Origin of the sequence: Flavobacterium sp. UBA7680 (genome assembly GCF_002482975.1) — a bacterium.
Lineage (GTDB): Bacteria > Bacteroidota > Bacteroidia > Flavobacteriales > Flavobacteriaceae > Flavobacterium.
Genome location: NZ_DLHA01000041.1, coordinates 1 through 24,998, shown reverse-complemented (window position 1 = coordinate 24,998; position 24,998 = coordinate 1). Strand labels below are relative to the sequence as shown.

Annotated in this window: 22 protein-coding genes and 1 pseudogene; 7 read left to right on the top strand and 16 right to left on the bottom strand. The window is 34.0% G+C overall.

Annotated elements, in window-relative coordinates:
- Positions 1 to 117 precede the first annotated feature (117 nt).
- On the top strand, positions 118 to 663 hold the full coding sequence (locus tag B3C18_RS18095) for a hypothetical protein (protein ID WP_291149790.1): 546 nt from the start codon (positions 118 to 120) through the stop codon (positions 661 to 663).
- A 20-nt stretch (positions 664 to 683) separates the two neighbouring features.
- On the opposite strand, the gene meaB is transcribed toward B3C18_RS18095, so the two are convergent.
- The 3 genes from meaB to B3C18_RS18080 all read right to left on the bottom strand — a co-directional run bounded on the left by meaB (position 684) and on the right by B3C18_RS18080 (position 3,153).
- On the bottom strand, positions 684 to 1,781 hold the full coding sequence (meaB, locus tag B3C18_RS18090; RefSeq protein WP_291149787.1) for a methylmalonyl Co-A mutase-associated GTPase MeaB: 1,098 nt from the start codon (positions 1,779 to 1,781) through the stop codon (positions 684 to 686).
- A gap of 265 nt (positions 1,782 to 2,046) precedes the next feature.
- Positions 2,047 to 2,688: an NAD(P)-dependent oxidoreductase gene (locus B3C18_RS18085; protein ID WP_291149784.1), complete on the bottom strand. Its 642-nt coding sequence runs from the start codon at positions 2,686 to 2,688 to the stop codon at positions 2,047 to 2,049.
- Positions 2,689 to 2,745: 57 nt separating this feature from the next.
- A complete protein-coding gene (locus B3C18_RS18080) occupies positions 2,746 to 3,153 on the bottom strand; it encodes an RrF2 family transcriptional regulator (RefSeq protein WP_056201713.1) in 408 nt (135 codons plus the stop codon).
- Between the two features lie 431 nt (positions 3,154 to 3,584).
- Here B3C18_RS18080 and B3C18_RS18075 point away from each other — a divergent pair, with 431 nt between their 5' ends.
- Positions 3,585 to 4,496, top strand: a complete 912-nt coding sequence (locus B3C18_RS18075) for an AEC family transporter (RefSeq protein ID WP_291149780.1) — start codon at positions 3,585 to 3,587, stop codon at positions 4,494 to 4,496.
- 281 nt (positions 4,497 to 4,777) lie between these two features.
- Entirely contained in the window at positions 4,778 to 5,416 is a 639-nt protein-coding gene (locus tag B3C18_RS18070; protein WP_291149777.1) for a peroxiredoxin, read from the top strand.
- 178 nt (positions 5,417 to 5,594) lie between these two features.
- Here the strand turns inward: B3C18_RS18070 and B3C18_RS18065 are convergent, their stop codons facing one another.
- The 3 genes from B3C18_RS18065 to B3C18_RS18055 form a co-directional block, all read right to left on the bottom strand.
- Positions 5,595 to 7,826 (bottom strand): cation:proton antiporter, encoded by a 2,232-nt coding sequence (locus B3C18_RS18065; protein WP_291149774.1) that lies wholly within the window; start codon positions 7,824 to 7,826, stop codon positions 5,595 to 5,597.
- A gap of 165 nt (positions 7,827 to 7,991) precedes the next feature.
- Positions 7,992 to 9,338: an adenylosuccinate lyase gene (purB, locus tag B3C18_RS18060; RefSeq protein ID WP_291149771.1), complete on the bottom strand. Its 1,347-nt coding sequence runs from the start codon at positions 9,336 to 9,338 to the stop codon at positions 7,992 to 7,994.
- Positions 9,339 to 9,562: 224 nt separating this feature from the next.
- Positions 9,563 to 10,252, bottom strand: a complete 690-nt coding sequence (locus B3C18_RS18055; RefSeq protein WP_291149768.1) for an SIR2 family NAD-dependent protein deacylase — start codon at positions 10,250 to 10,252, stop codon at positions 9,563 to 9,565.
- Positions 10,253 to 10,779: 527 nt separating this feature from the next.
- Between B3C18_RS18055 and cysC the strand changes: the two genes are divergently transcribed.
- The 4 genes from cysC (at position 10,780) to B3C18_RS18035 (ending at position 13,816) form a co-directional block, all read left to right on the top strand.
- On the top strand, positions 10,780 to 11,313 hold the full coding sequence (gene cysC, locus B3C18_RS18050) for an adenylyl-sulfate kinase (protein ID WP_291149765.1): 534 nt from the start codon (positions 10,780 to 10,782) through the stop codon (positions 11,311 to 11,313).
- A gap of 115 nt (positions 11,314 to 11,428) precedes the next feature.
- Positions 11,429 to 12,112 carry an aspartyl/asparaginyl beta-hydroxylase domain-containing protein gene (locus tag B3C18_RS18045; RefSeq protein ID WP_291149762.1) on the top strand — a complete coding sequence of 228 codons (684 nt, stop codon included), beginning with the start codon at positions 11,429 to 11,431 and terminating at the stop codon, positions 12,110 to 12,112.
- Positions 12,113 to 12,124: 12 nt separating this feature from the next.
- Entirely contained in the window at positions 12,125 to 13,093 is a 969-nt protein-coding gene (locus B3C18_RS18040; RefSeq protein ID WP_291149759.1) for a sulfotransferase family protein, read from the top strand.
- Positions 13,094 to 13,153: 60 nt separating this feature from the next.
- Entirely contained in the window at positions 13,154 to 13,816 is a 663-nt protein-coding gene (locus B3C18_RS18035; RefSeq protein ID WP_291149757.1) for a TrmH family RNA methyltransferase, read from the top strand.
- A 209-nt stretch (positions 13,817 to 14,025) separates the two neighbouring features.
- Here B3C18_RS18035 and B3C18_RS18030 read toward each other — a convergent pair whose 3' ends face one another.
- The 10 genes and pseudogenes from B3C18_RS18030 to secA form a co-directional block, all read right to left on the bottom strand.
- Positions 14,026 to 14,922 carry a YARHG domain-containing protein gene (locus tag B3C18_RS18030; RefSeq protein ID WP_291149754.1) on the bottom strand — a complete coding sequence of 299 codons (897 nt, stop codon included), beginning with the start codon at positions 14,920 to 14,922 and terminating at the stop codon, positions 14,026 to 14,028.
- Positions 14,919 to 15,485 (bottom strand): DUF2306 domain-containing protein, encoded by a 567-nt coding sequence (locus B3C18_RS18025; protein ID WP_291149751.1) that lies wholly within the window; start codon positions 15,483 to 15,485, stop codon positions 14,919 to 14,921. Before B3C18_RS18025 ends, B3C18_RS18030 begins: the two co-directional genes overlap by 4 nt.
- Before the next feature lie 367 nt (positions 15,486 to 15,852).
- On the bottom strand, positions 15,853 to 17,445 hold the full coding sequence (locus B3C18_RS18020) for a PepSY-associated TM helix domain-containing protein (RefSeq protein WP_291149748.1): 1,593 nt from the start codon (positions 17,443 to 17,445) through the stop codon (positions 15,853 to 15,855).
- Positions 17,446 to 17,560: 115 nt separating this feature from the next.
- Positions 17,561 to 19,720, bottom strand: coding sequence for a TonB-dependent receptor (locus B3C18_RS18015; protein WP_291149745.1), 2,160 nt, complete (start codon positions 19,718 to 19,720; stop codon positions 17,561 to 17,563).
- Between the two features lie 98 nt (positions 19,721 to 19,818).
- Positions 19,819 to 20,163 carry a hypothetical protein gene (locus B3C18_RS18010; protein ID WP_291149742.1) on the bottom strand — a complete coding sequence of 115 codons (345 nt, stop codon included), beginning with the start codon at positions 20,161 to 20,163 and terminating at the stop codon, positions 19,819 to 19,821.
- Positions 20,164 to 20,228: 65 nt separating this feature from the next.
- A complete protein-coding gene (locus tag B3C18_RS18005; protein ID WP_291149739.1) occupies positions 20,229 to 21,188 on the bottom strand; it encodes a transporter in 960 nt (319 codons plus the stop codon).
- A gap of 93 nt (positions 21,189 to 21,281) precedes the next feature.
- Entirely contained in the window at positions 21,282 to 22,328 is a 1,047-nt protein-coding gene (locus B3C18_RS18000) for a cytochrome-c peroxidase (protein WP_291149736.1), read from the bottom strand.
- A gap of 148 nt (positions 22,329 to 22,476) precedes the next feature.
- A complete protein-coding gene (locus B3C18_RS17995) occupies positions 22,477 to 23,280 on the bottom strand; it encodes an MbnP family protein (protein ID WP_291149733.1) in 804 nt (267 codons plus the stop codon).
- A 114-nt stretch (positions 23,281 to 23,394) separates the two neighbouring features.
- Complete coding sequence (locus tag B3C18_RS17990) at positions 23,395 to 23,772, bottom strand: hypothetical protein (RefSeq protein WP_291149730.1); 378 nt, start codon at positions 23,770 to 23,772, stop codon at positions 23,395 to 23,397.
- Positions 23,773 to 24,014: 242 nt separating this feature from the next.
- Positions 24,015 to 24,998 (bottom strand): annotated as a pseudogene (gene secA / locus B3C18_RS17985) (preprotein translocase subunit SecA); the annotation flags it as partial.

The window sequence follows — 24,998 nt, the reverse complement described above, 5'->3', positions numbered from 1 at the left end:
TGTGTTAAAATTCAAACAAAAAAGGTAACAAAAAATAAATTTAATTGATCTATACTAAATCAAAAGGCGTAACCTGAAAAGCCAGTAATAGAGTAAGGGTCAATTAAATTATTTATTATGAAAAGTTTACAACAAAAAAAGATTAAAAAATCTGAAGTATTAAAAGTGATGTTAGTTTTTGTGTTTGCAGTTTTTTTTATAAGCTGTAACAACGATTCAAGTGAAGATCAAAATGCTCAATTATCAAACACTGAGGAGCAAAATCAACCAAATACTCATAGATATTTACCTCACTATGAAGGCGTTATTGTGCATGCTTGGGGAGCACATAATATTGACTGCAGTCAGCCGGAAGGGTTTTGTAATTTTGTTTTTTACGATTGGAAGACCTATGGTTTTTCTAAGCCAAACACTGATGGAACACCAGTGCGTGTTACAAATGAAGCCGAGAAATTTGTCATGACAATTCAAAAAAGTGCTTTAACAGAAGAACATAAAAAAGGATTATTACGTAATGGTGAAGTTTATTTAATACCGGAAGGACAAACTATAGCTCCGGAATTAGTTAAACCTTTAAAATTCAATTCAGATATTTTAGTTCCTGGTAAATATCCTATTAAACAAAGTGAAGATTCTTATACAATCTCAATTAATGTAAAATAAATGAAATATTAAAAAAAGCTTTAAGGAGTTAAGAGCTTTTTATATTCACTTAATAAAAACTGAGCGGCTGCAAAAGGTGATATTTCATTATTTTGCACCGCTTTTTTATTTTGTTCCAATAATGAAATGATTTCGGGCTGATTGTAGAAATTTTGTTTCAATTGTTCGTTGATGGTTTCCATCATCCAGAAATGATTTTGTTCGTTTCTTTTTTCCTGAAAGAAACCCGTTTCTTTCGTCATTTCGAAATAATCAGAAATTGTGTTCCAGATATCCGAAATACCTTCTTTAGTAATAGCACTGCAAGTCGTAACTTTTGGCTGCCAGTTTGATTTTTTTGGCGGAAATAAATGCAAGGCTCTATTAAACTCCAGTTTTGCCTGATTGGCTTTTTTGATATTATCACCGTCGGCTTTATTGATCACGATGGCGTCTGCCATTTCCATTATACCTCTTTTAATGCCTTGAAGTTCATCGCCTGCGCCGGAAATTTTTAGTAAAAGAAAAAAATCAACCATACTGTGAACAGCGGTTTCACTTTGACCCACACCAACCGTTTCTATAATTATCGTGTCAAAACCTGCGGCTTCACATAAAATAATTGTTTCCCGGGTTTTACGGGCAACACCGCCTAAATTTTCTCCAGAGGCACTCGGACGGATAAAAGCATTTTCATCTTTTACTAATTCTTCCATTCGGGTTTTATCGCCCAGAATACTTCCGTGCGAAATTGAACTGCTGGGATCAACTGCCAAAACAGCTACTTTTTTTCCTGCCTGAGTCAAATAAGTTCCGAAAGCCTCAATAAAAGTACTTTTTCCTACTCCGGGAACACCAGTGATTCCAATGCGGATTGATTTATTAGCATGCGGAAGACAGCCTTTTATAATTTCGTCTGCTTTTGCGGCGTGTTCAGGATTTGTGCTTTCGATAAGCGTAATCGCACGGCTCAGCGCTGTTATATTTCCGGAAAGAATTCCAGATATTAATTCCGAAGCAGAAGGCTGCTGTCTGCGTTTGTTTTTGATTTGATGGATAGCCGAAACATTGGTGATTTCAGGAGATGAAATTCCAGCTTTTTCAGTTAAACTGCCCGACTGTTTCTTTAAACTTGACAAAATGCTTTTTTAATATTGTAAAAGTACAGAAAACAAAAACAGTTTCAAAAAGTTAGTTTGGCACGAATTACACGAATTTACACGAATTTGTTATCATATTTTTTGTCATCCTGAGCGAAGTCGAAGGACACGTAATCAGCTTGACAAAGATTATCAATTTTGATTATGAGTTACTTGTGTGTCCTTCGACTTCGCTCAGGATGACATACGAAACTTAAGAAATAATCTAATTCGTGTAAATTCGTGTAATTCGTGGCAAAAAAAATTAATAAGCCGCTGTAAAACGAACCTGATGGTGTTTTGGGGTTTCAGTTTCATCAGCAATTACAACTGCTAAATCTTCTACAGATAAAATACTTCTTTGTTCGTCGTTAAAAACAGGATTTTCTAAACCTAAACGATATTTTCCTGTTCTTCCGGTTGTAATGCCCTGGTGCATTTCGAAAGCAGGACTAAAAAATGCCCAGTCTAACTCTTTTTCTTCTTTTAAAATATTTAAATAATCTCTCGCTGCAGTCGCACCGGCATAAAATTCTTTTGGAAAATCTGGCGTATCAACCGCTTGTAAACCCGGAGCAACAAACAAACTTCCTGCGCCGCCAATAGTGATATAACGTTTAACACCCGATTTTTTTACGGCTTCCTGAATCGCTTTTGATCCGGCAATAAAATCATCATAAATATTAGGGTTTGTCCATCCTGAATTGTACGCATTGATAACGGCATCGTTTCCTTTTAAAATTTCTGCTAGTTCGTTTACATTAAAAATATCAGCACTTTTCCAGTTAATGCCAGCGGTGTCTTTAGGGTTTCTTGCAATAGCAGTAATGTCGTGATTTCTGCCTGCTAATTCGTTTAAGATTGCTGAGCCTACAAATCCAGTAGCTCCAATAATTGCGATTTTCATAATATATAAATTTATTTAGTAATAAAAAATGTTACAGTTTAGTGTAAAAAAATAGCTTTAAAACTGGTTCGAAAAATCTTCTAAAGAAATCCCTTGCAATTGTGCACTCACTTTTTGATTCATGTCGGCATATAAAGCATCCAGATTCTGATTGATTTTTTTCCCCACAGGACAATCGGGATTGGGCTGATTTTTAGCATAACCGAGATTGATGGTTTCAAAAGTCATTTCAAAAATTTCTTTTAAAGTCAGCTTTGATGAATCTACAGCCAGTTTTGTACCGCCGTTTTTTCCTTCTTTACTTTCTACAATATGATGTGCTTTTAGGTTTGCAATTTCTTTTCGAACCAAAACCGGATTCAGGTTAATACTTCCTGCAATATATTCTGATGATAAATAATCATTCGGAAATTTATTGAGGAGCGTAAGAATGTGAATCGTAATAGCAAATTTACCTGAAAGCATACTGTAATAAAATATGTTACAAATGTAGTAAGTTTTAGAACACAAAAACAAATTTTAACTAAAAATTAATTCTGATTGTTTCTGTGTGAGGATGTATAATTTTTTTTAAACACATAGGAACATAGTTTTTCTTTGTCTAAAAGAGAAGATCAAAAGAAACTAGTTTCTCGCACATAATCCGAAGCTTAATGTTAAAAACGCAAAGTTTGAAGATAATATTGTCATTTCGACCGATGGGAGAAATCTCCGCGAGAAGCTCGACAAAGATTGGATTCTCGCTGCGGAGTTACTTGCGGAGATTTCTCCTTCGTCGAATGACAAAGTCTCTGCGCCTTTGCCAAATTAATAAAATAACAAAAAACTTAGAGAAGGGATGTAATTTGTTTTATACATCAATTTATAAATCCCTATTTTTGTCATGAACCCTTGATATGAACAACTTTATTATAATATTCTTCTTTTTATTTTTAGGATTGCTTTTGCAGAATGTAAAGCGGTTTCCAACTCATATTTATAAAACGATCAATAAAATTGTTATTTATGTCTGCCTTCCGGCGATAACGCTATATCATATTCCGAAAATAAAATGGAGCAACGAATTATTGTTCCCGATAGGAGCGGGGTGGATTAGTTTTTTTCTGGCTTTTATATTTTTTCATTTTTTAGGGCGACGACTGGGCTGGTCAAATAAACTTATTGGCTGTTTGATCCTGACTGCGGGATTAAGTAATTCGTCATTTTTGGGATATCCTATTGTTGAGGCTTTGTTTGGAAAGAAGGGTTTAGAAACAGCAGTTTTGGTAGATCAGCCGGGAACTTTTGTGGTGGTTTCGACTTTGGGTGTTTTTGTGGCGGCTTTTTATTCTAAAGGGAGTCCGGATTTTAAAAGCATTTCGAAGAAGATTCTTTTATTTCCTCCATTTATTACATTCGTTGCGGCGTGTTTGCTCAACGTTTTTGATTATGATTTAGATTCAAATATTCAGCCTTTTTTATTGAAACTAGGAAGTTTGGTTACGCCTTTGGCTTTATTTTCGGTTGGATTACAATTGACTTTTGATCGAAAAAGCAAGCATTGGAAATTTTTACGCCTCGGACTTTTCTTCCGTCTTATTGTAACGCCGCTGATTATTTTTATTCTCTATGTTTTTGTTTTTAACCAGCGTTCTGAAGCGATAAAAATTACGATTATAGAAATCGCCATGGCGCCTATGATTACAGGCGCAATTCTGGCTTCGACTTATGGTTTAAAACCAAAATTAAGCAGTATGATGATTGGTTTCGGGATTCCTATTTCGTTTGTAACTCTTGCTATTTGGTACTTTGTGGTGGGGTTTATTTAATTTATTATAAACTGTTGTGTAATTGTTTTAACACATAGAAACATAGTTTTTCTTGTCCAAAAGAGAAGATCAAAAGAAACTAGTTTCTCACACATAGCCTATGTTTGTTAATGCAAGTGAAACGCCTTTTTAAGATTCCAAAAAGCTATGTTCCTATGTGTTAAAACCAGATTAAAATAGTAATTAGATAGAGAATGTAGAATTTTAACTTTTTTTTAGAAATTGAATGTTTTCTAAATGCATTTTTTAGTTAATTTTAGAGGAACTAAAAAATATAAATTATGTCAACATTAAGATTAGGCGATATAGCTCCGGATTTTCAGGCAGAAACTACACAAGGACCAATCAATTTTCATGAATGGTTAGGAGATTCTTGGGGCGTTTTATTTTCGCATCCAGCAGATTTTACTCCTGTTTGTACAACTGAATTGGGAACTGTAGCGAACTATGTTCCGGAATTTTCAAAAAGAAATACTAAAGTTATAGCTTTGAGTGTAGACGGTTTACAGTCGCACCTGGAGTGGATTAAAGACATTAACGAAACTCAAAATACAGAGGTTAATTTTCCAATTATTGCCGATGAAGATAAAAAAATAGCAACGCTGTATGATATGCTTCACCCTAATGCGAGCGATAAGTTTACAGTACGTTCTGTTTTTGTTATTGGTGCCGATAAAAAAATCAAATTGACTCTAACTTACCCAGCTTCAACAGGAAGAAATTTTGACGAATTGCTTCGTGTTATTGACAGTTTACAATTGACTGCAAATTACAGCGTAGCCACTCCGGCAAACTGGAAAGATGGTGAAGATGTTGTAATTACACCAGCCGTTCCAGATAGTGATATTCCGGCGAAATTTCCAAAAGGACATACAGCAATTAAACCTTATTTGCGTATTACACCGCAGCCGAATAAATAAGGTTCTAAGTTACTAAGATACTAAGGCGTTAAGATTCTAAGTTTTTTTTAAAAGATACTAAGATACTAAGGTGCTAAGTTTCTAAGTTTTTTGAGAGATTAAACTCTTATTGGCTTAGAAATTTAGCGCCTTTTTTTAAGATATATTCGTAAAGAAAAAAACTTAGTATCTCAGAATCTTAGCCTCTTAGAAGCTCACCCATCTTTTTCTTATCTCCAACTACCCAGATAATATCGTTGGGTTGTAAAAGTAAACTCGATTCAGGATTTAGGATTCTATTTCCGTTTCTTTCAATTCCTACTACCATTCCGCCGGTTTTTCCTCTAAATTGACCGATGCTTTTTTGGGTGAATTCTTCCTGCGAAACTTCAAGCTGACGTAATACAATTTCAGATTCTTCGATTGTTTTGGCTTCAATTTCGTTTTGGGTCAGGTATTTGGTAAACTCGGTAATTTGTGCATCGGTACCAATTACGCAGATTTCATCTCCGGGAAATAAACGTTCGTTTTTTGACGGAATTGGAATCGTAACTTCACCGCGTCGTATATAAGCAATGTTGATGCCCAGAAGTTCCCTGATCTTTAATTCTTCAAGTGTTTTTCCGGCAAGGTTGGATTCTTTTCCAATATCAAAAATAGACATGTGACCATCCCACGGCATTAAATTGGCATAACGTCTGTCAATTTTTTTGTTTTCGCGGTCGTTGAGGTTTTTCAAAAAGTGATTTTCGATTTTATGATATTGCTCGTTTAGTTTTTTTGGAAAAAGCTGATACGCTCCAATCGCAATAATCAAGGCGACAAAAGCGACTAAAGGCGAGAAGAAGATATTCAGTAAAAATCCAACGAAAAATAATCCAAGGCTCATTCTGATTAAAATAAGCATTAAAAGCGCGCCTCGATATTTACGTTCTTCCCAAAGTATTTCGACTTCATCTACTTTTACACGACGCAGCGATAATGCCCATAAAAACGGAGCAATTACGGCTAAAGTTATAAGTGCGGCCAAAGTGTTTCCGAATCTTGTATCGGCAACTAAAGGGGCTATGAATTTTGATGATAATAAAATAATAGCAGTTATAATTATCGTATGCAGGATTATTTGGGTTATAGACGATCGAAGTACAACCTGCCAGGTACTTACAGATTTAATGGCTTGTGCATTTAAACTGTATCGATTAATATTTTTGACCCATCTTTTAGGCATTTTTTGTTCTAAAACCTGCGCAAAAGATTCGGAATATTTAATTAAAAACGGAGTTGTAAAAGTTGTAATGGCTGAAACGGCCACAATTATAGGATATAAAAAATCACTTGTCACTTTTAAAGTCATTCCAAGTGTTGCAATAATAAAAGAGAATTCCCCAATTTGCGCTAAACTCATTCCGGTTTGAACAGATTGTTTAAGTGGCTGTCCCGAAAGTAAAGCTCCAATAGAGGAACTAAATGCTTTTCCGAAAATGGTTAAAAGTGTAATTAAAGCCACCGGAAGTGCGTACGTAACCAATGTTTCGGGATTAATTAACATTCCTACCGATACAAAAAACACAGCACCAAATAAATCTTTTACAGGCTGAATTAAATGTTCGATTTTTTCGGCCATTGTAGTTTCTGCAATAATAGAACCCATAATAAAAGCTCCTAAAGCCGGAGAAAAACCAACATTTGCGGCAAAAATGACCATCATTAAACATAATGCCAAGGAAATAATTAGCAGCATTTCATCGGTTAAAAGATGTTTGGCTTTCTTTAAAATCGTTGGAATAATAAAGATTCCGCCCAAAAACCAGATAATTAAAAAGAAAACCAGTTTTAAAACCGATTGTATTAACGCACCGCCCGAAACCTGATCGCTCACGGCAATTGTCGATAGTAAAACGAGCATTAAAATGGCGACAATATCTTCAACAATTAAAGCTCCAAATACAATCCCAACGAACTTTTTTCCTTTGACTCCCAATTCATCAAAAGCCCTGATAATAATGGTTGTTGAGGAAATAGAAAGCGTAGCCCCGAGAAAAATGCTGTCCATTTTTCCCCAGCCCATCCATTGTCCAACACAATAACCAACTAGTGTCATGAATAATATCTGGGTAATTGCTGTGACAGATGAAGTTCCGCCTACTTTCATTAGTTTCTTAAAACTAAATTCAAGTCCTAAACTAAATAATAAAAATATAACCCCAATTTCTGCCCAGACTTCCACACTTTTCATGTCGGTTATTGAAGGGAAAAAATCAAAATGGTTTCCGGCCAGGAATCCTGCAATCAGATATCCTAAAACCAGTGGTTGTTTCATTTTTTTAAATATTAGAACGGCAATTCCGGCAGTCATCAGGATTAATCCCAGATCACTAATTAAAGGTTGTAAATGGTGTGTAGTTTCTGCAGCGGCATTTAAGGCAATCATAAACGTGGTATTTTTCAGGAGTATAATCCAGCTTTTTATTTCTTATAAAAGTTCACTAAACTTCTACTAAAATCAATTCAGGTGAACTAATCTGGATACTCCGGGTTAAAAAAAAAGCTATCTCGATAAAGATAGCTTTTTTTGACAAAATATTTTAGGTTTTCTTTAGATTCCTGTGTAATTACTAGGAGTTATCTGCATTAATTCGGCTCTAACAGCATCAGAAACTTCTAAAGTCGCAATAAAATTATGAATTGCATTTTTATCAATAGCTTCATTAGTTCTTGTTAAACCTTTTAATGCTTCATACGGATTTGGATATGCTTCACGACGTAAAATCGTTTGAATTGCTTCTGCCACAACCGCCCAGTTTTTCTCTAAATCTTCAGCAAATTTGCTTTCGTTTAATAATAACTTGTTTAAACCTTTCAGCGTAGCTTCAAAAGCAATAATAGTATGTCCAATTGGTACACCAACATTACGTAAAACTGTACTGTCTGTTAAATCACGCTGTAATCTTGAAATAGGAAGTTTTGCAGATAAATGCTCGAAAATAGCATTAGCGATTCCTAAGTTTCCTTCAGAGTTTTCAAAATCAATTGGGTTTACTTTATGCGGCATTGCCGATGAACCAATTTCGCCCGCTTTGATTTTTTGTTTAAAATAATCCATTGAAACATACGTCCAGATATCACGATCTAAATCGATAATGATATTGTTGATTCTTTTTAAACCATCAAAAAACGCAGCAAAATGATCGTAATGTTCTATTTGAGTTGTTGGGAATGAATGTTGTAAACCTAATTCGCTTTCAACAAAATTAGTTCCGAATTTTTTCCAGTCAATTTGCGGATATGCAACATGATGTGCATTGAAATTTCCTGTTGCACCGCCAAATTTAGCCGCAAACGGAATATTGAATAACAAACGCATCTGCTCTTCTAAACGCTCTACAAAAACTAAAATCTCTTTTCCTAAACGAGTAGGAGAAGCCGGCTGTCCGTGCGTACGTGCCAGCATTGGGATATCTTTCCATTCTACGCTTAATTCTTTTAATTTAGAAATTACAGAAATTAATGATGGCGTATACACCTGCTCAAAAGCTTCTTTTGTAGAAAGCGGAATGGCAGTATTGTTGATATCCTGAGATGTTAATCCGAAGTGAATGAACTCTTTGTATTGAGATAATCCTAATTTTTCAAAAGCATCTTTAATAAAATATTCAACGGCTTTTACGTCGTGGTTGGTTACTTTTTCTGTTTCTTTAATCCAAAGCGCATCTTCAGTAGAGAAATTTTTATAGATATTTCTTAAACTGTCAAATAAGTTTGAATTTACACCAGAAAGCTGAGGTAAAGGAATTTCGCATAAAGCGATGAAATATTCAATTTCAACCAGTACACGGTATTTTATTAAAGCTTCTTCAGAAAAGAAAGGTGCTAAATTTTGAGTTTTATTTCTATATCTTCCGTCAATTGGCGATATAGCATTCAATTCGTTTAGAGTAGTCATTGTTATGTTGTTTTTCGAAAGGTGCAAATATAAACAGAATTTGCGGATTTAAAGTAATCACAAAGTCAATTGAAAGTATTTTAAAAGGGAAAAAGTAGATAAAACACGAATTTCACGAATTGACACTAATTTTTTTACTTACTTATTAGATAACACAAAATATTCGTGCTAATTCGTGAAATTCGTGTTCAATAATTATGTTCAATAAATTAAATTATGTGTTCTTAAATCGATTTTAATTTTTCTTTTAATTCTGCAACGCCTTCAGATGCAACTTTTGCAATAACTTCCACTTTGTTTCGAATATTGGGAATTGAAATAGGTTTTGGGTCAATATAAAAAACAGGTGTTGTACTTGGAGCATACGAAATTAAACCTGCCGCAGGATAAACCTGTAATGAAGTTCCAATTACTGCGAAATAATCTGCCGTTTCGGTTATATCAATTGCTTCTTCCAGTGCAGGGACTTCTTCACCAAACCACACAATATGCGGGCGTAACTGATGTCCGTTTTCGTCTAAATCACCTGTCAGTAAATCCTCAGTCCAGTCTAAAATTAAATTTCGGTTTCTAACGCTTCTTACTTTTAATAATTCTCCATGCAAATGCAAAACTTTAGTACTTCCGGCACGTTCGTGTAAATCGTCAACATTTTGAGTAATGATATAAACATCGAAATCTTTTTCTAATTCGGCTAAAATTTGATGTCCTAAATTGGGTTGCACTTCCTTAAGCTGCTGGCGTCTTTTGTTGTAAAAATCCAGAACCAATTCCTGATTTTTGTTCCAGCCTTCGGGAGTTGCGACTTCCATAACGTCGTGACCTTCCCATAAACCATCGCTGTCACGAAAGGTTTTAATACCGCTTTCGGCACTAATTCCGGCGCCGGTTAAAACAACAAGTTTCTTTTTCATTCTAAAATTTATTAGAAGATAAAAATAGTAATTTATGCGAATTATGAGTTGTGCTGTAAGCACTAAATATCGGTAGAAAATAAGGATTGGAATAAATTTAACGTGCCGTAGGTACGTAATAGTTATCGTTATGTTGCGTACCTACGGCACGCCAACGAACCTCGAACGTTATGATCTACCGATATTATGTACCTAACGGTACATTTGTTTTAGTTAAAACAATAATTTTTGTGAACCAATTTAAAGTATAAGCTTTGTGCCGTTAGGCACTAAATATCGGTAGAAAATATAAATGGGACCAAATTTAGCGTGCCGTAGGTACGCAACAGCTATCGTTTTGTCACGTACCTACGGCACGACACAGAATACCGAATCCTAAATATCTACCGATATTATGTGCCTAACGGCACATTTGCACGATTCTTTTTTAATATTTTTGAGAGACAATAAAACCGTAATTATACTTATTGTTTTGACTTTGCAGATTATTTAGTTTTAATGCCTCATAAAAACAAAAGAAATTCTAAATGATTTTAATTCAGTTTACAGGATTATCAGGTTCAGGAAAAACGACATTGGCCCAAAATGTTCGGCATTTATTAATCGAAAACGGTTATAAAGCTGAAATTGTTGACGGCGATGTTTACAGAAAAACAATTTGTAAAGATTTAGGATTTTCTAAAGAAGATCGCTGCGAGAATGTGCGACGCCTTTTTAATGTGGGACGAAATTTTGTTGCCGAAGATACCATTACTTTAATGTCGGTTATAAATCCGTACGAAAGTCTGCGAAATGAATTAAGAACACACGAATTTGTACGAACTGTTTTTTTAGATTGTTCGATAAATAATTTGATCAAAAGAGATCCGAAAGGTTTATATAAAAAAGCGTTACTGCCAGAAGATGATCTTAACAGAATTAAAAATTTTACCGGAATAAGTGATGTTTTTGAAACTCCCGAAAAGGCAGATTTAATCTTAAAAACCGATTTAGAAACAGTATCTTTTTCAACAAATAAACTTTATGACTTCATTATTGACAATTTAAGGAAAGATCTTTAATCTTAAAAAACGGATTCCTGAATTTGTAAAATTTTGCTTATCTATTTGACAATTGGGTTGGTGTATTTTATATATTTACAGGACCAAAACCAATCTCAAATTAAACCCTAAGCTTATGAATCCTTCGTCGAGCCTACTTCCTATTACCTTTTCGATAGAAAAATTACAGCAAGAACTTACAATTTGCGAAAATGATTTATGGACTCCGCATTTTAACACCAACCGGTACGAGGGAAACTGGACAAGTGTTTCTTTACGATCACAATCGGGTTTGGTAAACGATATTACCTCTTTTTCAAATAAGGAATACCAAAATACGCCGCTGCTGGATCGTTGCCATTATTTTAGAGAAATTATGGATTGGTTTCAATGTGAAAAAGAAGCCGTGCGATTACTGCGATTAGGGCCAAACAGCGAAATAAAAGAACATGTGGATAATGATACTTCTTATGAAGATGGATTTTTTAGAATTCATATTCCTATCATTACAAACTCTGAGGTCTTTTTTTATGTAGATAAAAAACTAATTCCTATGAAAATGGGAGAATGCTGGTATGCCAATTTTCAGCTCCCGCATAGTGTTGAAAATAAAAGCACCGAACCGCGAATTCATCTTACTCTTGACTGCATTCGAAATGAATGGTCTGATAAATTATTTGCCGAAATTGGTTTTGATATTCATGCTTCTTCAAATAAAAATGAATATTCTGATGAGATAAAACAGCAGATTATTGCTGAACTTTCGCGGAATCCGTCAGAAATGACAGCCAAAATTATCGCAGATCTTCAGTCAAAATAAAATAAATTACCAATGGAAAACATACATCATCCTCTTTCTAACTGGATTCCTTATAAGTTAATTGAAAAAAATAATGAAATCTATTTTGAATGGATTTATCTGGGAGATTTAAAATATGCCGAGCCTTTTTTTGAAGAAACTATTTTAAAATGCAGAAAACACGAATGCAATTCAAAACCGTTTAAAGTAACTAGTACTCCTGAAAATGTTATAGAGTGGTCTGAAGAAATAGTTTCGGTCGATTTAAAATCTTTAGTATTTCACGTTTCAAGGTGTGGTTCTACAATGCTGAGTCAGTCTCTGGCGACTTCATCAGAAAATATTATGGTTTCTGAAGCGCCAATTGTGGATGAAATTCTACGAAGTAATTTGTTTGGTTTAGATAAAAAGTCAGCACTTTTAAAAGCGGTTATTAAATTATTAGGACAGAAAAGATTTCCGGAACAAAACAATTTAATTTTAAAACTGGATGCCTGGCACATTTTTAATGCGGGTTATTTAAGAAGCATTTTTGCTGAAACACCTTTTGCGCTGCTTTATAGAAATCCAACTGAAGTTTTGAAATCACATCAAAAAAAGATGGGAATGCATATGGTTCCCAATTTACTGCCGCCGAGTGTTTTTGGAATTACGGCTCAGGAAATAAATAGAATAAGTTTTCAGCAATATGGAGCTTTAGTTTTAGAGAAATATTTTGAAGGCTTTCTGAGTTTTTACGAAACAGATCAGAATGTTACGGCTCTTTATTATAATGATGGAATGAAACAGGTTGTAGAAAAATTTATTTCGTTTATTAATATTAATTATGCTTATTCCGAACTTGATAAAATGTATGAGCGCCTAAATGCCCATTCTAAAAACGAAAATGAAGCTTTTACGGGTGATTCTTTTAAAGAAGAAGAATTAGAAATTAATTTTACAAAGCTTAACCTGCTGTACGAAAAATTAAATAACACGTTTCTGGAACATCAGGAAAGCTAAAATAGAGATGAATTTTCTTTCTGTTGATTTATATGTATTTTTGCGCCAAATACAAACAAAATGATTGATTTAGATTACCTGACATTTCTCGAAAATATATTGACAGACAACCGAAAAGAGAAATTTTTAAAAGTATTAGAAAACCGAACCAAACATTTTACGATTGCAGTCGAAGATGTTTTTCAAATGCATAACACAAGCGCTGTAATGCGCAGTTGTGAGGTTTTTGGGATTCAGGAGCTAAATGTTATCGAACAGCGTTACGGAAAACGAATTGATAAAGAAATTGCAATGGGCGCCCAAAAATGGGTTGATATCAAAAACTTTGATTCGGTTACAAACTGCATTTCTACTTTAAAAAATCAAGGTTACCAAATCATAGCCACAACACCTCACGAAAATGATTGTCTGCTTGACGATTTTGATATTTCAAAACCAAGCGCTTTATTTTTTGGAACGGAACGAGACGGATTATCTGAAGAAATTCTACAAAAAGCTGATGGTTTTCTTAAAATTCCTATGGCGGGTTTTACAGAGAGTTTGAATATTTCTGTTTCTGCTGCGATCATCATCCAAAATCTTACCAACAGACTACGAAATTCAGATATTAACTGGCATTTATCTGATGAAGAAATACTAGAAAAACGTCTGGCGTGGGCTAAAAATTCAATTAAAGATATTAAGAGAATCGAAGCACGTTATTACGAAGAAAACCCGAGATAGCGATTTCCTGCAAGGTTTCCAAAACCTTGTAGGTATTTAAGAAAAGTTTTTCGCCACGAATCCACTTATACAAATACATTCGTGAATTCGTGGCGAAAAAAAACTTAAAGTCTTAAAATGTTATACCTACAAGGTTTTGGAAAACTTGCAGGAGAGTCGTTGAGAAAAACTTAGAATCTCAGCAACTTAGAATCTTAGCACCTTATAAACTACCTTCCAAAAGAATCGTAATTATCTTCGGCATATTTTTCAAAACGTTTTAATAATACAATATTTTCTTTTTCTACAGAAGTTAATTTATCGTCAACATTAGTCGAAACCGGAATGTACCATTCGATATGATCAAAAAACTGGCGTACTTTTTTCGTTTTAAACGAAAGTCCGTGTCTGGCAAAAATGGTATTTCTAAGAATTTCTAAATCTATCTTTTTTAAGTTTTTAACATCCGATTCTTTAAGTTTTTGTGTCGATGAATTGAGTTTTGTAATGCTTTCTGAAGCTGAACGAAATACACTTTGGATATACTTTTCTGGTTCTTTATTATTTAATGAATCTTCTTCGATTCCATAATCTGTTATTTCTTCTTCTTTTGGATTTTCATAATCAGTATAAGAATCGTCATCAGGTAACATTACATTAGGATCGTATTGAAAATGTTTTTTAACAAGTTCAAATTCCCTTTTACTGATTTGCTTTTTAGGATTATATGCAATCCATGTTCCTTTTAAAATTGAATCATTTTGTATTTCAAAAGTAAAAACACCATCGTTTTTATCATCTCCGGGTTCTTTTAGAGTAAAATAAAAATTATTTCCTTTTTTTTTCATATATCCTTTTAGAGGTCTTTTGTTTCCGGCAACAATACTTTGCCCGATGACTTCTTCACCTGTAATTTTTTTAATAATAATATTGATTTTATTATTAGGACTTTCTGTTAAGGTTATACTCGTATCACGCTCGACCATAACAAAATCACCAACCCATGAACCATATAAATCAGTTCGAATTTCTTCGGGCATTTTATTATCACTGATTTGGGATTGTTTTTCTTTAGAATTACAAGAAAAAAGCGAAACGGCTAAAAATAAATAAAGGAGTTTTTTCATTTTTTTGATTGATGATAAAGATAATATTCGATGATTAATAAATTCGGAATCCAGCCTAACCAGGCTATAATTTGATATAAATCCATTGGTGCAGGGTGAAACAAATATACAAGAATCACTTTCCAAAAACGTAAGGTAACGGCAGAAAATGTTAAAGCAAAACTTCGCAGCATAAAGGCCTTGTGCTGCGTGATATTTTTGTTTTTAATGAACAGAAAACCTTTTAAAGTAAAGTAAAACCAAAGAATGGATAAAGTGATAAAAGATATTTTAGAATAAAATCCGCCATTTGCAAAAAAGCCAATAAATAAACCTGAAGGCGCACTTAAAAACAGAATTATAAAAACATATAGTTTTCCAAGATTTCGATGTAAAAGAGGATATTTTTTTAATAGAAAATTGTTAAACTGAAAGAATCCCGAAAGCAAAACAAAAATCGTCGAATAAACATGAATGTAAAAGAAGGTAATGTAATATGGAATTTCAGAAACTTCGGTTTGTTTGATTTGGAGAAATGCAGCATCGTTTTTTAACGGAATGTACTGCAAGGTTAGCTTCAGCATTAAAATAAAGAAATAACTAAAACAGATTGTCCAAATTAGTAATAACGAAAACTGAATCTTTTTTCTCAATTCTTTATTGTAAAAGGTTTATTAGTCACCAAATATAAAAAATCCCCAGCCACTTTTTGTAGTTGGGGAGGGTTTTCTGCCACGAATTCACGAATTAGAATTCACGATATCCTGCAAGGTTTTCAAAACCTTGTAGGTATTTTGGTGTAACATTACACACAAACAGGATAAAGTTTTCGCCACGAATTCATGAATTTTTATACAAATACATTCGTGAATTCGTGGCGAAAAAAGACTAGATATTAAAAACTTAAAACCTACAAGGTTTTGAAAACCTTGCAGGTTGTTGTGTAGTTGTTTACTTTTTCAAGAATAAAATAAAACCTAAAATGCTGACAATTAAAATGCTCAATGCAGCTAAAACTGTGGCCAGATCACGAATGTTTTTTCCTGCCCAATCCATGAATAAAAATTTATGCAATATGGCAAAAGAATAACCTTCGACTTTATCTGCATTTTTAACTACAGCCGCCAGTCTTGAAGTTGAGGTTTCGATAAAATAGGTTGTTTTTTCCGGAGTGTCGTACACTAATTTCACGACAGGCAGTCGTTTGTTTACAAAACCATATTCTCTGCTTTCAAATTCAGTTAAAACTTTTGATTCTAATAATTTTACGTTTTCTATTGATTCTTCGGGTTCATCAGAAGTTTCGATCATTTCACAGCAAGCCGCTTGCGGAGCCCCGCCTGTAAAATAGTAAGCCAGATATTCAGCATAATGAAGATCAACATTTGGTACAACTTTGTTAGTTGCAGTGTTAATGTAAATCACTTCCGATTTTTGATCTTTCTTTTTATTCCATTTTGAATTAGAATCTACTTTTGAAGTCTTGAATTTACTTTTTTCAAGCAATTGACAACGGAAATAAGTTGTGTCGTTTAAAGTAATAATGCTTGTATTTTGAAAACGGGTCCAGTCTAAATCCAGTGCATTATTGGCCAGCGGAATTTCTTTAGTTACAAATGTAGGTTCATAAACCATTTGCGATAAAGTATAAGGTGCCCATTTTGTTGTGGCATGATATCCTCCGCTAAAAGCAAAAGTCAAAGTAAAAAGTGAAACCCAAATCCCAATTTGACGGTGGTATTTTCTAAGACCTTTTTTAGGCGCTGCATTGTCTGTTTTTTTGAATTGTTTCCATAATAGACCGTAAATTAAGATTCCGCTTAAAGCAGAAAATCCAATAATTGACAATAAAAAAATCATGGTAATAATCCTGATACTATTGTTAGATATGGCATCGATAAATGACCAATTATGAAAAGTATCAAAAAACCAGATAAAAGCCTGTCTCGAAGTTGGATTATAAGTAGCCAGTTTGCTGGAAGATGTTTCAACATAAACCTGCATGGCATCAGGACGGTCAAAAGTCAGTTTGTAAACCGGTAAATAACGGTTTACATATTTGTATTGCGAAGTGAATTCGGTTACAACTTCGCTCTTTTTTACTGCACTTTTTTGATCATCCAGAAAATATCGAGAAAGCCATTCCGCATATTTTTGATCTCCATCTTCCAGTTTTTTTCCGTTTGAAGCATCATAATACCATAATTCACCAAAAATGGTTTTTACCTGATAATAAGTAATATTATTAAAAGAGACGATTCGGAAATTTTTGAATTGAGTGATTTCGTTTTTTTGTAAAACTTCCTGAATAGATAATTTCAGCTGATTTTTGTCGATTATTTGCTGTTCCAGTTTTTCGTGTGCAATTTCAGGTTTGAAAAAATGCGCCATAAATGGATGCATCAAACCAGATAACGTCCAGAAAATAACAGGAACAATGGTAATTAAGCCAATAACACGATGCCACTTGTACATGTGCTGCTTGATTTTTTTTACGATTTTAGAATCTTTCTTAGAAGATTTCTTTTTAGTTTCTTTACTCATAGTTGAGTTGTTTTTGATTATTTTTTTTGCCACAGATTACACAGATTAAAATGATTTTTATTTAAAAATGCTGTGATTAATCCTTTTAATCCGTGAAATCTGTGGCAGATAAATTTTATTTTTTTAATGAAAAATTGTACTGAATTCCAAATACAAATGTTCTTGGAGCTGCCGCCGTATATGTTGGCTGTGCGTTTGTGGTATTTGCTCTCGAAACGTTGTAAGCGTATAATTTATCAGTAAGGTTCATTACGTTTCCATATACTTCAATTCCTTTCCATTGATAACCAACTCTTGCGTTAAAAATGTTATAACCGTCGTATTTTACCGTATTGATCTGATCTTGGTAATAACTTCCCACAAGCTGCCATTCGATAGAAGTTCTTAAATTAGGAAGCCAGTTTGGATAATAACTTACTTCAGAATTTCCAGACCATTTTGGTGCAGCCGGCATTTCTTTTCCGTTTAAATCCTGAACAGGATCGGTTGGTTTGTCCGAAAGTTTAAAATCGATATAAGTGTGCTGTGCGTAAGTTCCGCCCAAGCGAATATTAAATTGTTGCGAAGGACGATATGAAGCTCCAAATTCAATTCCTTTATGACGGGTTTCTCCTGCTGAACGATAATCTGTTGAGTTATCTGGAAGTTTGATGTTTAACAGCTCGTTTTGACCTTCCATATAATAAAAGGCATAATCAAAATTTAATTTATTTTCAAGCAAAGAAAACCATCCTCCAAATTCAACGTTATCAAAAGTTGCAGGCTCTAAGTTGTAATAAAAATCAGCTGGAACGCCTGTTGTTCCTCCAGTTCCGGGTTTAGTTCTAAAAATAGAGGTAATTCCGGGAGGAGCAAAACCTTGAGAATAATTAGCGTAAATGCCCGCAAACTCAAACGGATTGTAATTTATACCAGTTTTATAAGTTGTTTTGTCATACACTTTGCTTCCAGTAGATTTGTCTAAAGCATTATTATAGTCTACTTTCATGTTGTCGTATCGACCGCCAACTGTTATAACTAATTTTGGTAAAGGGTTAAAGCTAAATTGAGCATATTGTGCATAATTATAAATATCTGCAGTATAATCAGCTAATTTTGAATCTGGATGTTCTGCTATAATTTCATAAGAATCAACGGTTTGTTTACCGGCTTCTCCCGGATTTAGGTTTGCTTTTAAGTCAATTACATAGGACCAATAGGTTACGGGAGAATAATCGTATAAAGCTCCGGCAACAAGTTTCATATTAAGTAAATCAAATTTTTGAACGTGTTGGGCAATTGCTCCGTAGCTTTTAAAGTTATTTGAATTTACTTCACCTTTAGCAGTTGTAGGATTTACAGTAGGGCTCCATTTAATTCCGTAAGAAGGATTTTGCCCTAATTTATTATCACGCAAATAAGCTGTAATGTAACTGCTTGAATTGCTGTTCCAATCATGTTCTAGCGTTAAGCGGGTTCTTAAAGCATCAGATTTTCTATAAGTAAAATTAGAAGTGCTTTTGTATGTTCTGTTGTTGAAAGCATCTTCGTTAACCGTTCCGCTCATATCCGAATAATATTTTCCATACATCGTATTGCTTATCAATCGGGTAGAAGGAGAGATGTTATAATCGATTCTCGCATTCAGATTATCTTTGTTATAATCAGAATAAGTCATCCATCCGTTTTCCTGTAAACTCGAAATTCCGGCAATATGAAAACCAACTTTTCCTACGGTTGCACCACCGGCAGCCTGAAATCTTCTGTAGCCATAATTATCTGCCTGAACACCAAATTTAAATTCAGGATCAACAGGTGGTTTTATCGAAATTAAATTGATTGTTCCGCCCACAGCTTCTGGACCATATAAAGAAGAAACCGGACCTTTTACAACTTCAATGCTTTGTAAATTATACTGATTGATTTCTAATAAAGCATTGTGATTGAAGATTCCCATTGGGCGAATTGGCAAACCATCTTCTAGATATAAATAATAGGCATTAGTTGTCATTGGCTGACGAATAGACATCATGTGCTGTTCGTTTCCTAAGTTGACCATTAAAACTCCCGGCGTTTTGTTTATGATTTCATAAACTGCCGTTGCTTTTGCTTCGTTAATGGTTTTGGCTGTTATTTTGCTAATGGCAACAGGGGTTTCTTTGCGTTTAGTAGCAGTTCTGTTGGCAGTTATAAAAACATTTTCAAGCTCTTGTGATTTTGTTGTGTCTTTTTCTACCTTGTTCTGCGCAAAGACAAATTGTCCTATAAAGAATAGGATAATGTATATTTTTTTCATTTTAAATTTATATAAATTTTAAAGTAACTTTTGCTTTTCCTGACTTTACGGCAAGAAAAAATCTTTTCAAAAACTATTGAAAAGCGATTGTGTGAAATTTATATAAAATAGGATGGAGGCCGAAACGTAGAATTTGAAACCGAGATTGGTTTTGTGTCAAAAGAAGCAAAGATTTTTGCTCTTGATTCTATTGAAGTTACGAATTTGTAACTAGTCACAATAGTATTTTGAATGTAAACGACTTCTGCTTTTTCTTTCAGATTGTTCTGCATTCTTTTTTCGTTATCCGAGTATTTTTTTAAACTTTTTTGAAGTTCACATCGACCATTACAGGAATTAAAAACCATTTTTCGCTGTACACAAATCGTTTTTGAAATTTCTTCCTGATTAAGTTTGAAAGAAGTATAAACAAAGAAACTGCCAAAAGAGGGTACTAATAGCATAAAGGAAAGAAATATGACGAAAAATCGTTTCAAAATGTGTTTCGGTTTTTAAATAATTAGTTTGATTAAAGTGTATAATTTAAATTAATGCTCCATCTGTAATTAGCTTCCATGTTTCCGTTAGATAAATTTTGCTTAATTGGCAGCATAGCATTTATACCAATTGAGAACTTATCCTTTCCGGCTTCAATACCAAATTTTCCAAACAAAATATCTCCGGCGGTATTTGGTAAATCTAACCCGTGCTGCTTATTGGTTTGGTAAACCTCTCCAGCAATACCAGCTTGCGGAACTAGCTGAATCGTTTTTAAATCGAACAAATAAAATAGAGTAGAAGCATAATTAAACTGATCGCCGTATTGGTAATTTTTACTGTTTTCAGTTTTAAAAATATAATTCAAAGTTGTATTTAAACCTAAATCTTTTCGGTTAATTACATATTCTGAAACTACAGAGTAATCCCAGCTTCCGGTTCCTAATTGGAAACTTTGATTTACCGTTCCCAAATTATTTGCTTCGGTAAATTTACCAGTCGGAATTTTAATTCCCGCACCTATATTTACTTTATGTGTAAAAACTGCGCTGTCACTTTTCGTTTCATAAAGCTTATACAGCCCCATAATTGTAATATCTCCCAAACCCTCAATGTTTTCACTGCCTGCGGTTAATTGTCTTTCGTGAAAATGATATGGAATTAAAGCCGAGATCTGAATTTTTTCTGTAACTGGAATTCTTGCCCAAGCTTGAATGGTGTTGAAATTTTCGTCAATCCAAGGCGAGTTGGCAAAGATTCCGTCACGGCTTGTATAATTTTGTTTAAAATATCGTACACCGATAAAATTATTGTTCAGCATAGAACTAAAACCCATACTTCCACCGCTTGCAGAGCATCCGCAGGCATCGCAGTCAAAATCTTCCATCATTTCCAAACGATGAAAAGTGAACGCCGAAATACTATCTTTTGGAGTAAAACTAAAGACCGAATATCCAATCAAAAAAGTACAAGCTACTATTATTTTTTTCATTTTAATTATTTTTTCTGCCACAGATTATAAGGATTTTTTATTGAGATTCAATTTGATTTTTTAATCTGTGAAATCTGTGGCTATATTTTTATTCTAATATTCAGCAAAACGTTTATCAGTCAAATATTGAGTGTCTGTCAACGTTTTTAAAAAGGCAATTATTTGTTGTTTTTCATTCGCAGAAAGCGGAATCCCAAATTTTCCGTTTTGTTTCAAAATCGGATCTAATGTTTGAGAATCTTCAATTCCGCTGGCATAATGATCTAGAACACCTTCCAGAGTTCCAAATCTTCCGTCATGCATATACGGTCCAGAAACTTCTACATTTCTTAAACTCGGTACTTTAAATTTGTAATAATCACTTGCTAAGTCAGTTACTTTATAACGCCCAACATCATTTACCATTGGGTTTACTGCTAAACCATTGTTTCGGAAAGAATTATCGGTTTGTAAATCTGTCGCATGACATGAAGCGCATTTAGATTTAAATAAATCGTAACCAGCCAGTTCATCAGCTGTTAAATTTCCGCCAGTTTCGTTTCGTCGGTATTTGTCAAACTTTGAATTTGATGAGACCACCATAACCATGAATTGCGAAAGTGCTTTCAACATATTTTCGGTTGTGATTGCGCCATCATCAAAAGCCTGCCCAAATAATTTTTGATAATCCTTGTCGGCTTTCATCATCTTTAAAATCGCATTCAGATCACCGTTCATTTCGATAATGCTTTTAAGCGGAATAAGCGGCTGTAAATCTAAATGATCCGCTGCACCATCGTACATAAAAATACTTTGGTAAGCTAAATTCTGAATTGCAGGTGTATTTCTGGTGCCTTGTGCATTATCTACACCGTGACTTACAGTATGGCCGTGATGTGTAAAAGCGTTGGCTTGTATATGACAGAAACCGCATGAAACAACTCCGTCAGAAGCTAAACGGCCATCATAAAACAGTTTTTTTCCAAGTTCAAATCCTTTTTCTGTCGGCGGATTTAATGCAATATTATAAGCCAAATCAGGAAAGTTTGACGGAACTTTAAATTCAAGCGGAATATTTACATATTCGGCATCCTCATCCTGACTTGAACAGCTCCAAAATAAAGGTACAATCAGGTATAGGAAATATTTTATGTTCAACATGATTTTTCGGTTTTAAGAAGCGCAAAAGTTCTTGTTTAGCCCCGGTAGAAGCGGTATCCTTTTGTGGTGGGGTTCACCACAAAAGATATAGCGGATAACGGGACGTTTGGTCTTTGGAATTATAACTTTTGTGCTCTTGAAAATAAATTTAGTCGTTGTGTACGTGATCTACTCTAAACATTGCGCTGATGTTTTGAGTAATTAATGGCAAATTTGCGCCACCCATAATCATCGCGCCCATTCCGCCCATGTTGTTGTCTGAAAGTTTGATTTTGTTTTTACCGTCGATAATTTTCGAAAGATCTGTGATTAAATGAACTTCTGGAGTAATTGTAGTACGAACCAATGCTTTTGTTGGCATGTCAACCGTTACTTCAGTATAGTTGTAATCTGTTCCTGTTTTACCTGTATGAATCATAAAAGGTGTTGCAGTTGTAACAGTTGGTGAAGTAAAAGTACCTTCGAAAGCAAGGAATTTATAACCTGCAGCCCAAGACCACATCATTCCTGCAGCATCTGCCTTAGCAAGAAAATCCCCTTGTCCGGCAGCTCCTAATTTCCATTGTTCTTCATCAACTCCAATCCCGAATTTTACTTTTACATAATCTCCGGCAGGAACATCAGTAAGTTCAAATTCGCGCCCTTCAGCAGATGATTCATCTGCAATAAAATAGCTTTTGCTTTTTGGATATGTGAAAGTTGTTCCATCGGCCTTTGTTAAAACTACATTACTAACGATATATTTAACTAAACTTACTTTTAGAACCTCGCTGTTTGAAGTTGTGTTTCCTTGTGTGTTTAAAATAAGGTCATTTGCACCGTAAGCGTTGTCAAATTCTAATATAAGTTTTCCGTTTCCAGAAACATTATTGCTGTCATCATCGCTTGAACAAGAAAATAAAGATATAGATAGGGTTACAATAGCAAGAGCTCTGTATAAAGTATTTTTCATTTTATGAATTTTATATAATTTGATTTAAATTTTAAGTATGCATAAATGCTATTTCATTGGTTTTTAAAACAATGAAAAATGATTTCAGTTTAAAATGAAATCTGATTTAAAAAATTATATAAAAAAGGAAGGTGGATGGAAAGCTACAACCGAAACCGAAATAGGTTTTTTGTCTAAAACACCGAAGTTTTGTGTTTTATTTTCGATTGGAACTATTAATTTGTATTGTGCTGTAATTGAATTTTGAATGTAAACAACTTCTGCTTTTTCTTTCAGATTGTCCTGCATTTTCTTTTCGTTATCCGAGTATTTTTTTAAACTTTTTTGAAGTTCACATCGGCCGTTACAGGAATTAAAAACCATTTTTCGCTGTACGCAAATCGTTTTTGAAATTTCTTCCTGATTAAGTTTGAAAGAAGTGTAAACAAAGAAACTGCCAAAAGAGGGCAGTAAAAGTGTGCATGAAAGCAATATGATCAAAAATCGTTTCAAAACGCGGTTTCTATGTTTCGAATGCAAAAATACATTTAATTCGCATTTATTACCAAGAGTTTGTGGAAAAAGTTTTTTCTGAAAAAGTTTACAGTCGCAGTCACAGTTTTCAGTCGCGGTCTGTAAACTGAATACTGCGACTGAGAAATAACTAAAAACCCGACAGGTTTTTAAAACCTGTCGGGTTTGATATGTAATTCGTCTAGTCTGTAAACTGAGACTGTAAACTAAATACTAAATAATTATTCCTTAACAATAACCCAAGCTCCAGAAGCTAAAAGAGTTTCTGCTTTTTTGAATTTCATTGTTTCTGTTTTACCAGTTGCAACTTCCTGAACTGTTACAGTATCGTTACGATTGATTTTTGGATTATCTCTCACAATCGTTTCTGTAACCTGACGCTGTTGTGTTTCTCCAGCTTCACGGTTGATGCTTTCACTGTTAGGAATTTCGTCTTTACTTAATTGTAAATTCTCTTTTTGACGAACTTCTCTTGCTTCGTGAATTTCAGAAGTAACGTTTTGAGCTGGTAAATCACCTTTGAACAAGAATGAAATAACTTCTTTATTAACGTTGTCTAACATTCCTCTAAACAAGTTGAAAGCTTCTAATTTGTAAATAAGCAATGGATCTTTTTGTTCGTGAACCGCTAATTGAACAGATTGTTTCAATTCGTCCATTTTACGCAAGTGTTTTTTCCAAGCTTCATCAACAATAGAAAGTGTGATATTTTTCTCGAAATCAGCGATTAATTGCGCTCCTTCACTTTCGTAAGCTTTCTTCAAGTCTGTAACAACATTCAAAGTTTTGATTCCGTCTGTAAATGGAACTACAATTCTTTCGAAATGATTGTTTGGCTCTTCATAAACTCCTCTAATAATAGGGAAAGCTTCTCTTGCGCTTCTTTCTGTTTTTTCAGTGTAAAAAGCCAAAGCTTCTTTATAAACTTTTCCAGTTACTTCAATATCTGATAGTTTTTGGAAATCAGCCTCTGAAATTGGCGAAGTAATTCCGAAATAACGAATTAAGTCAAAATCAAAACTTTTAAAATCATTAGCAATTTTATTGTTGCTTACGATTAATTCGCAAGTATCATAAAGCATATTAGCGATATCCAGTTTTAAACGCTCGCCAAATAAAGCGTGACGACGACGTTTGTAAACTACTTCACGCTGAGAGTTCATTACGTCATCATATTCTAATAAACGTTTACGAACACCAAAGTT

Excerpts from the sequence above, each read along its gene's own strand:
- B3C18_RS18095 (WP_291149790.1), top strand. The coding sequence starts at position 118 with ATGAAAAGTTTACAACAAAAAAAGATTAAAAAATCTGAAGTATTAAAA.
- B3C18_RS18085 (WP_291149784.1), bottom strand. The coding sequence starts at position 2,688 with ATGAAAATCGCAATTATTGGAGCTACTGGATTTGTAGGCTCAGCAATC.
- B3C18_RS18080 (WP_056201713.1), bottom strand. The coding sequence starts at position 3,153 with ATGCTTTCAGGTAAATTTGCTATTACGATTCACATTCTTACGCTCCTC.
- B3C18_RS18075 (WP_291149780.1), top strand. The coding sequence starts at position 3,585 with ATGAACAACTTTATTATAATATTCTTCTTTTTATTTTTAGGATTGCTT.
- B3C18_RS18070 (WP_291149777.1), top strand. The coding sequence starts at position 4,778 with ATGTCAACATTAAGATTAGGCGATATAGCTCCGGATTTTCAGGCAGAA.
- B3C18_RS18065 (WP_291149774.1), bottom strand. The coding sequence starts at position 7,826 with ATGATTGCCTTAAATGCCGCTGCAGAAACTACACACCATTTACAACCT.
- purB (WP_291149771.1), bottom strand. The coding sequence starts at position 9,338 with ATGACTACTCTAAACGAATTGAATGCTATATCGCCAATTGACGGAAGA.
- B3C18_RS18055 (WP_291149768.1), bottom strand. The coding sequence starts at position 10,252 with ATGAAAAAGAAACTTGTTGTTTTAACCGGCGCCGGAATTAGTGCCGAA.
- cysC (WP_291149765.1), top strand. The coding sequence starts at position 10,780 with ATGATTTTAATTCAGTTTACAGGATTATCAGGTTCAGGAAAAACGACA.
- B3C18_RS18045 (WP_291149762.1), top strand. The coding sequence starts at position 11,429 with ATGAATCCTTCGTCGAGCCTACTTCCTATTACCTTTTCGATAGAAAAA.
- B3C18_RS18040 (WP_291149759.1), top strand. The coding sequence starts at position 12,125 with ATGGAAAACATACATCATCCTCTTTCTAACTGGATTCCTTATAAGTTA.
- B3C18_RS18035 (WP_291149757.1), top strand. The coding sequence starts at position 13,154 with ATGATTGATTTAGATTACCTGACATTTCTCGAAAATATATTGACAGAC.
- B3C18_RS18030 (WP_291149754.1), bottom strand. The coding sequence starts at position 14,922 with ATGAAAAAACTCCTTTATTTATTTTTAGCCGTTTCGCTTTTTTCTTGT.
- B3C18_RS18025 (WP_291149751.1), bottom strand. The coding sequence starts at position 15,485 with ATGCTGAAGCTAACCTTGCAGTACATTCCGTTAAAAAACGATGCTGCA.
- B3C18_RS18020 (WP_291149748.1), bottom strand. The coding sequence starts at position 17,445 with ATGAGTAAAGAAACTAAAAAGAAATCTTCTAAGAAAGATTCTAAAATC.
- B3C18_RS18015 (WP_291149745.1), bottom strand. The coding sequence starts at position 19,720 with ATGAAAAAAATATACATTATCCTATTCTTTATAGGACAATTTGTCTTT.
- B3C18_RS18010 (WP_291149742.1), bottom strand. The coding sequence starts at position 20,163 with ATGCTATTAGTACCCTCTTTTGGCAGTTTCTTTGTTTATACTTCTTTC.
- B3C18_RS18005 (WP_291149739.1), bottom strand. The coding sequence starts at position 21,188 with ATGAAAAAAATAATAGTAGCTTGTACTTTTTTGATTGGATATTCGGTC.
- B3C18_RS18000 (WP_291149736.1), bottom strand. The coding sequence starts at position 22,328 with ATGTTGAACATAAAATATTTCCTATACCTGATTGTACCTTTATTTTGG.
- B3C18_RS17995 (WP_291149733.1), bottom strand. The coding sequence starts at position 23,280 with ATGAAAAATACTTTATACAGAGCTCTTGCTATTGTAACCCTATCTATA.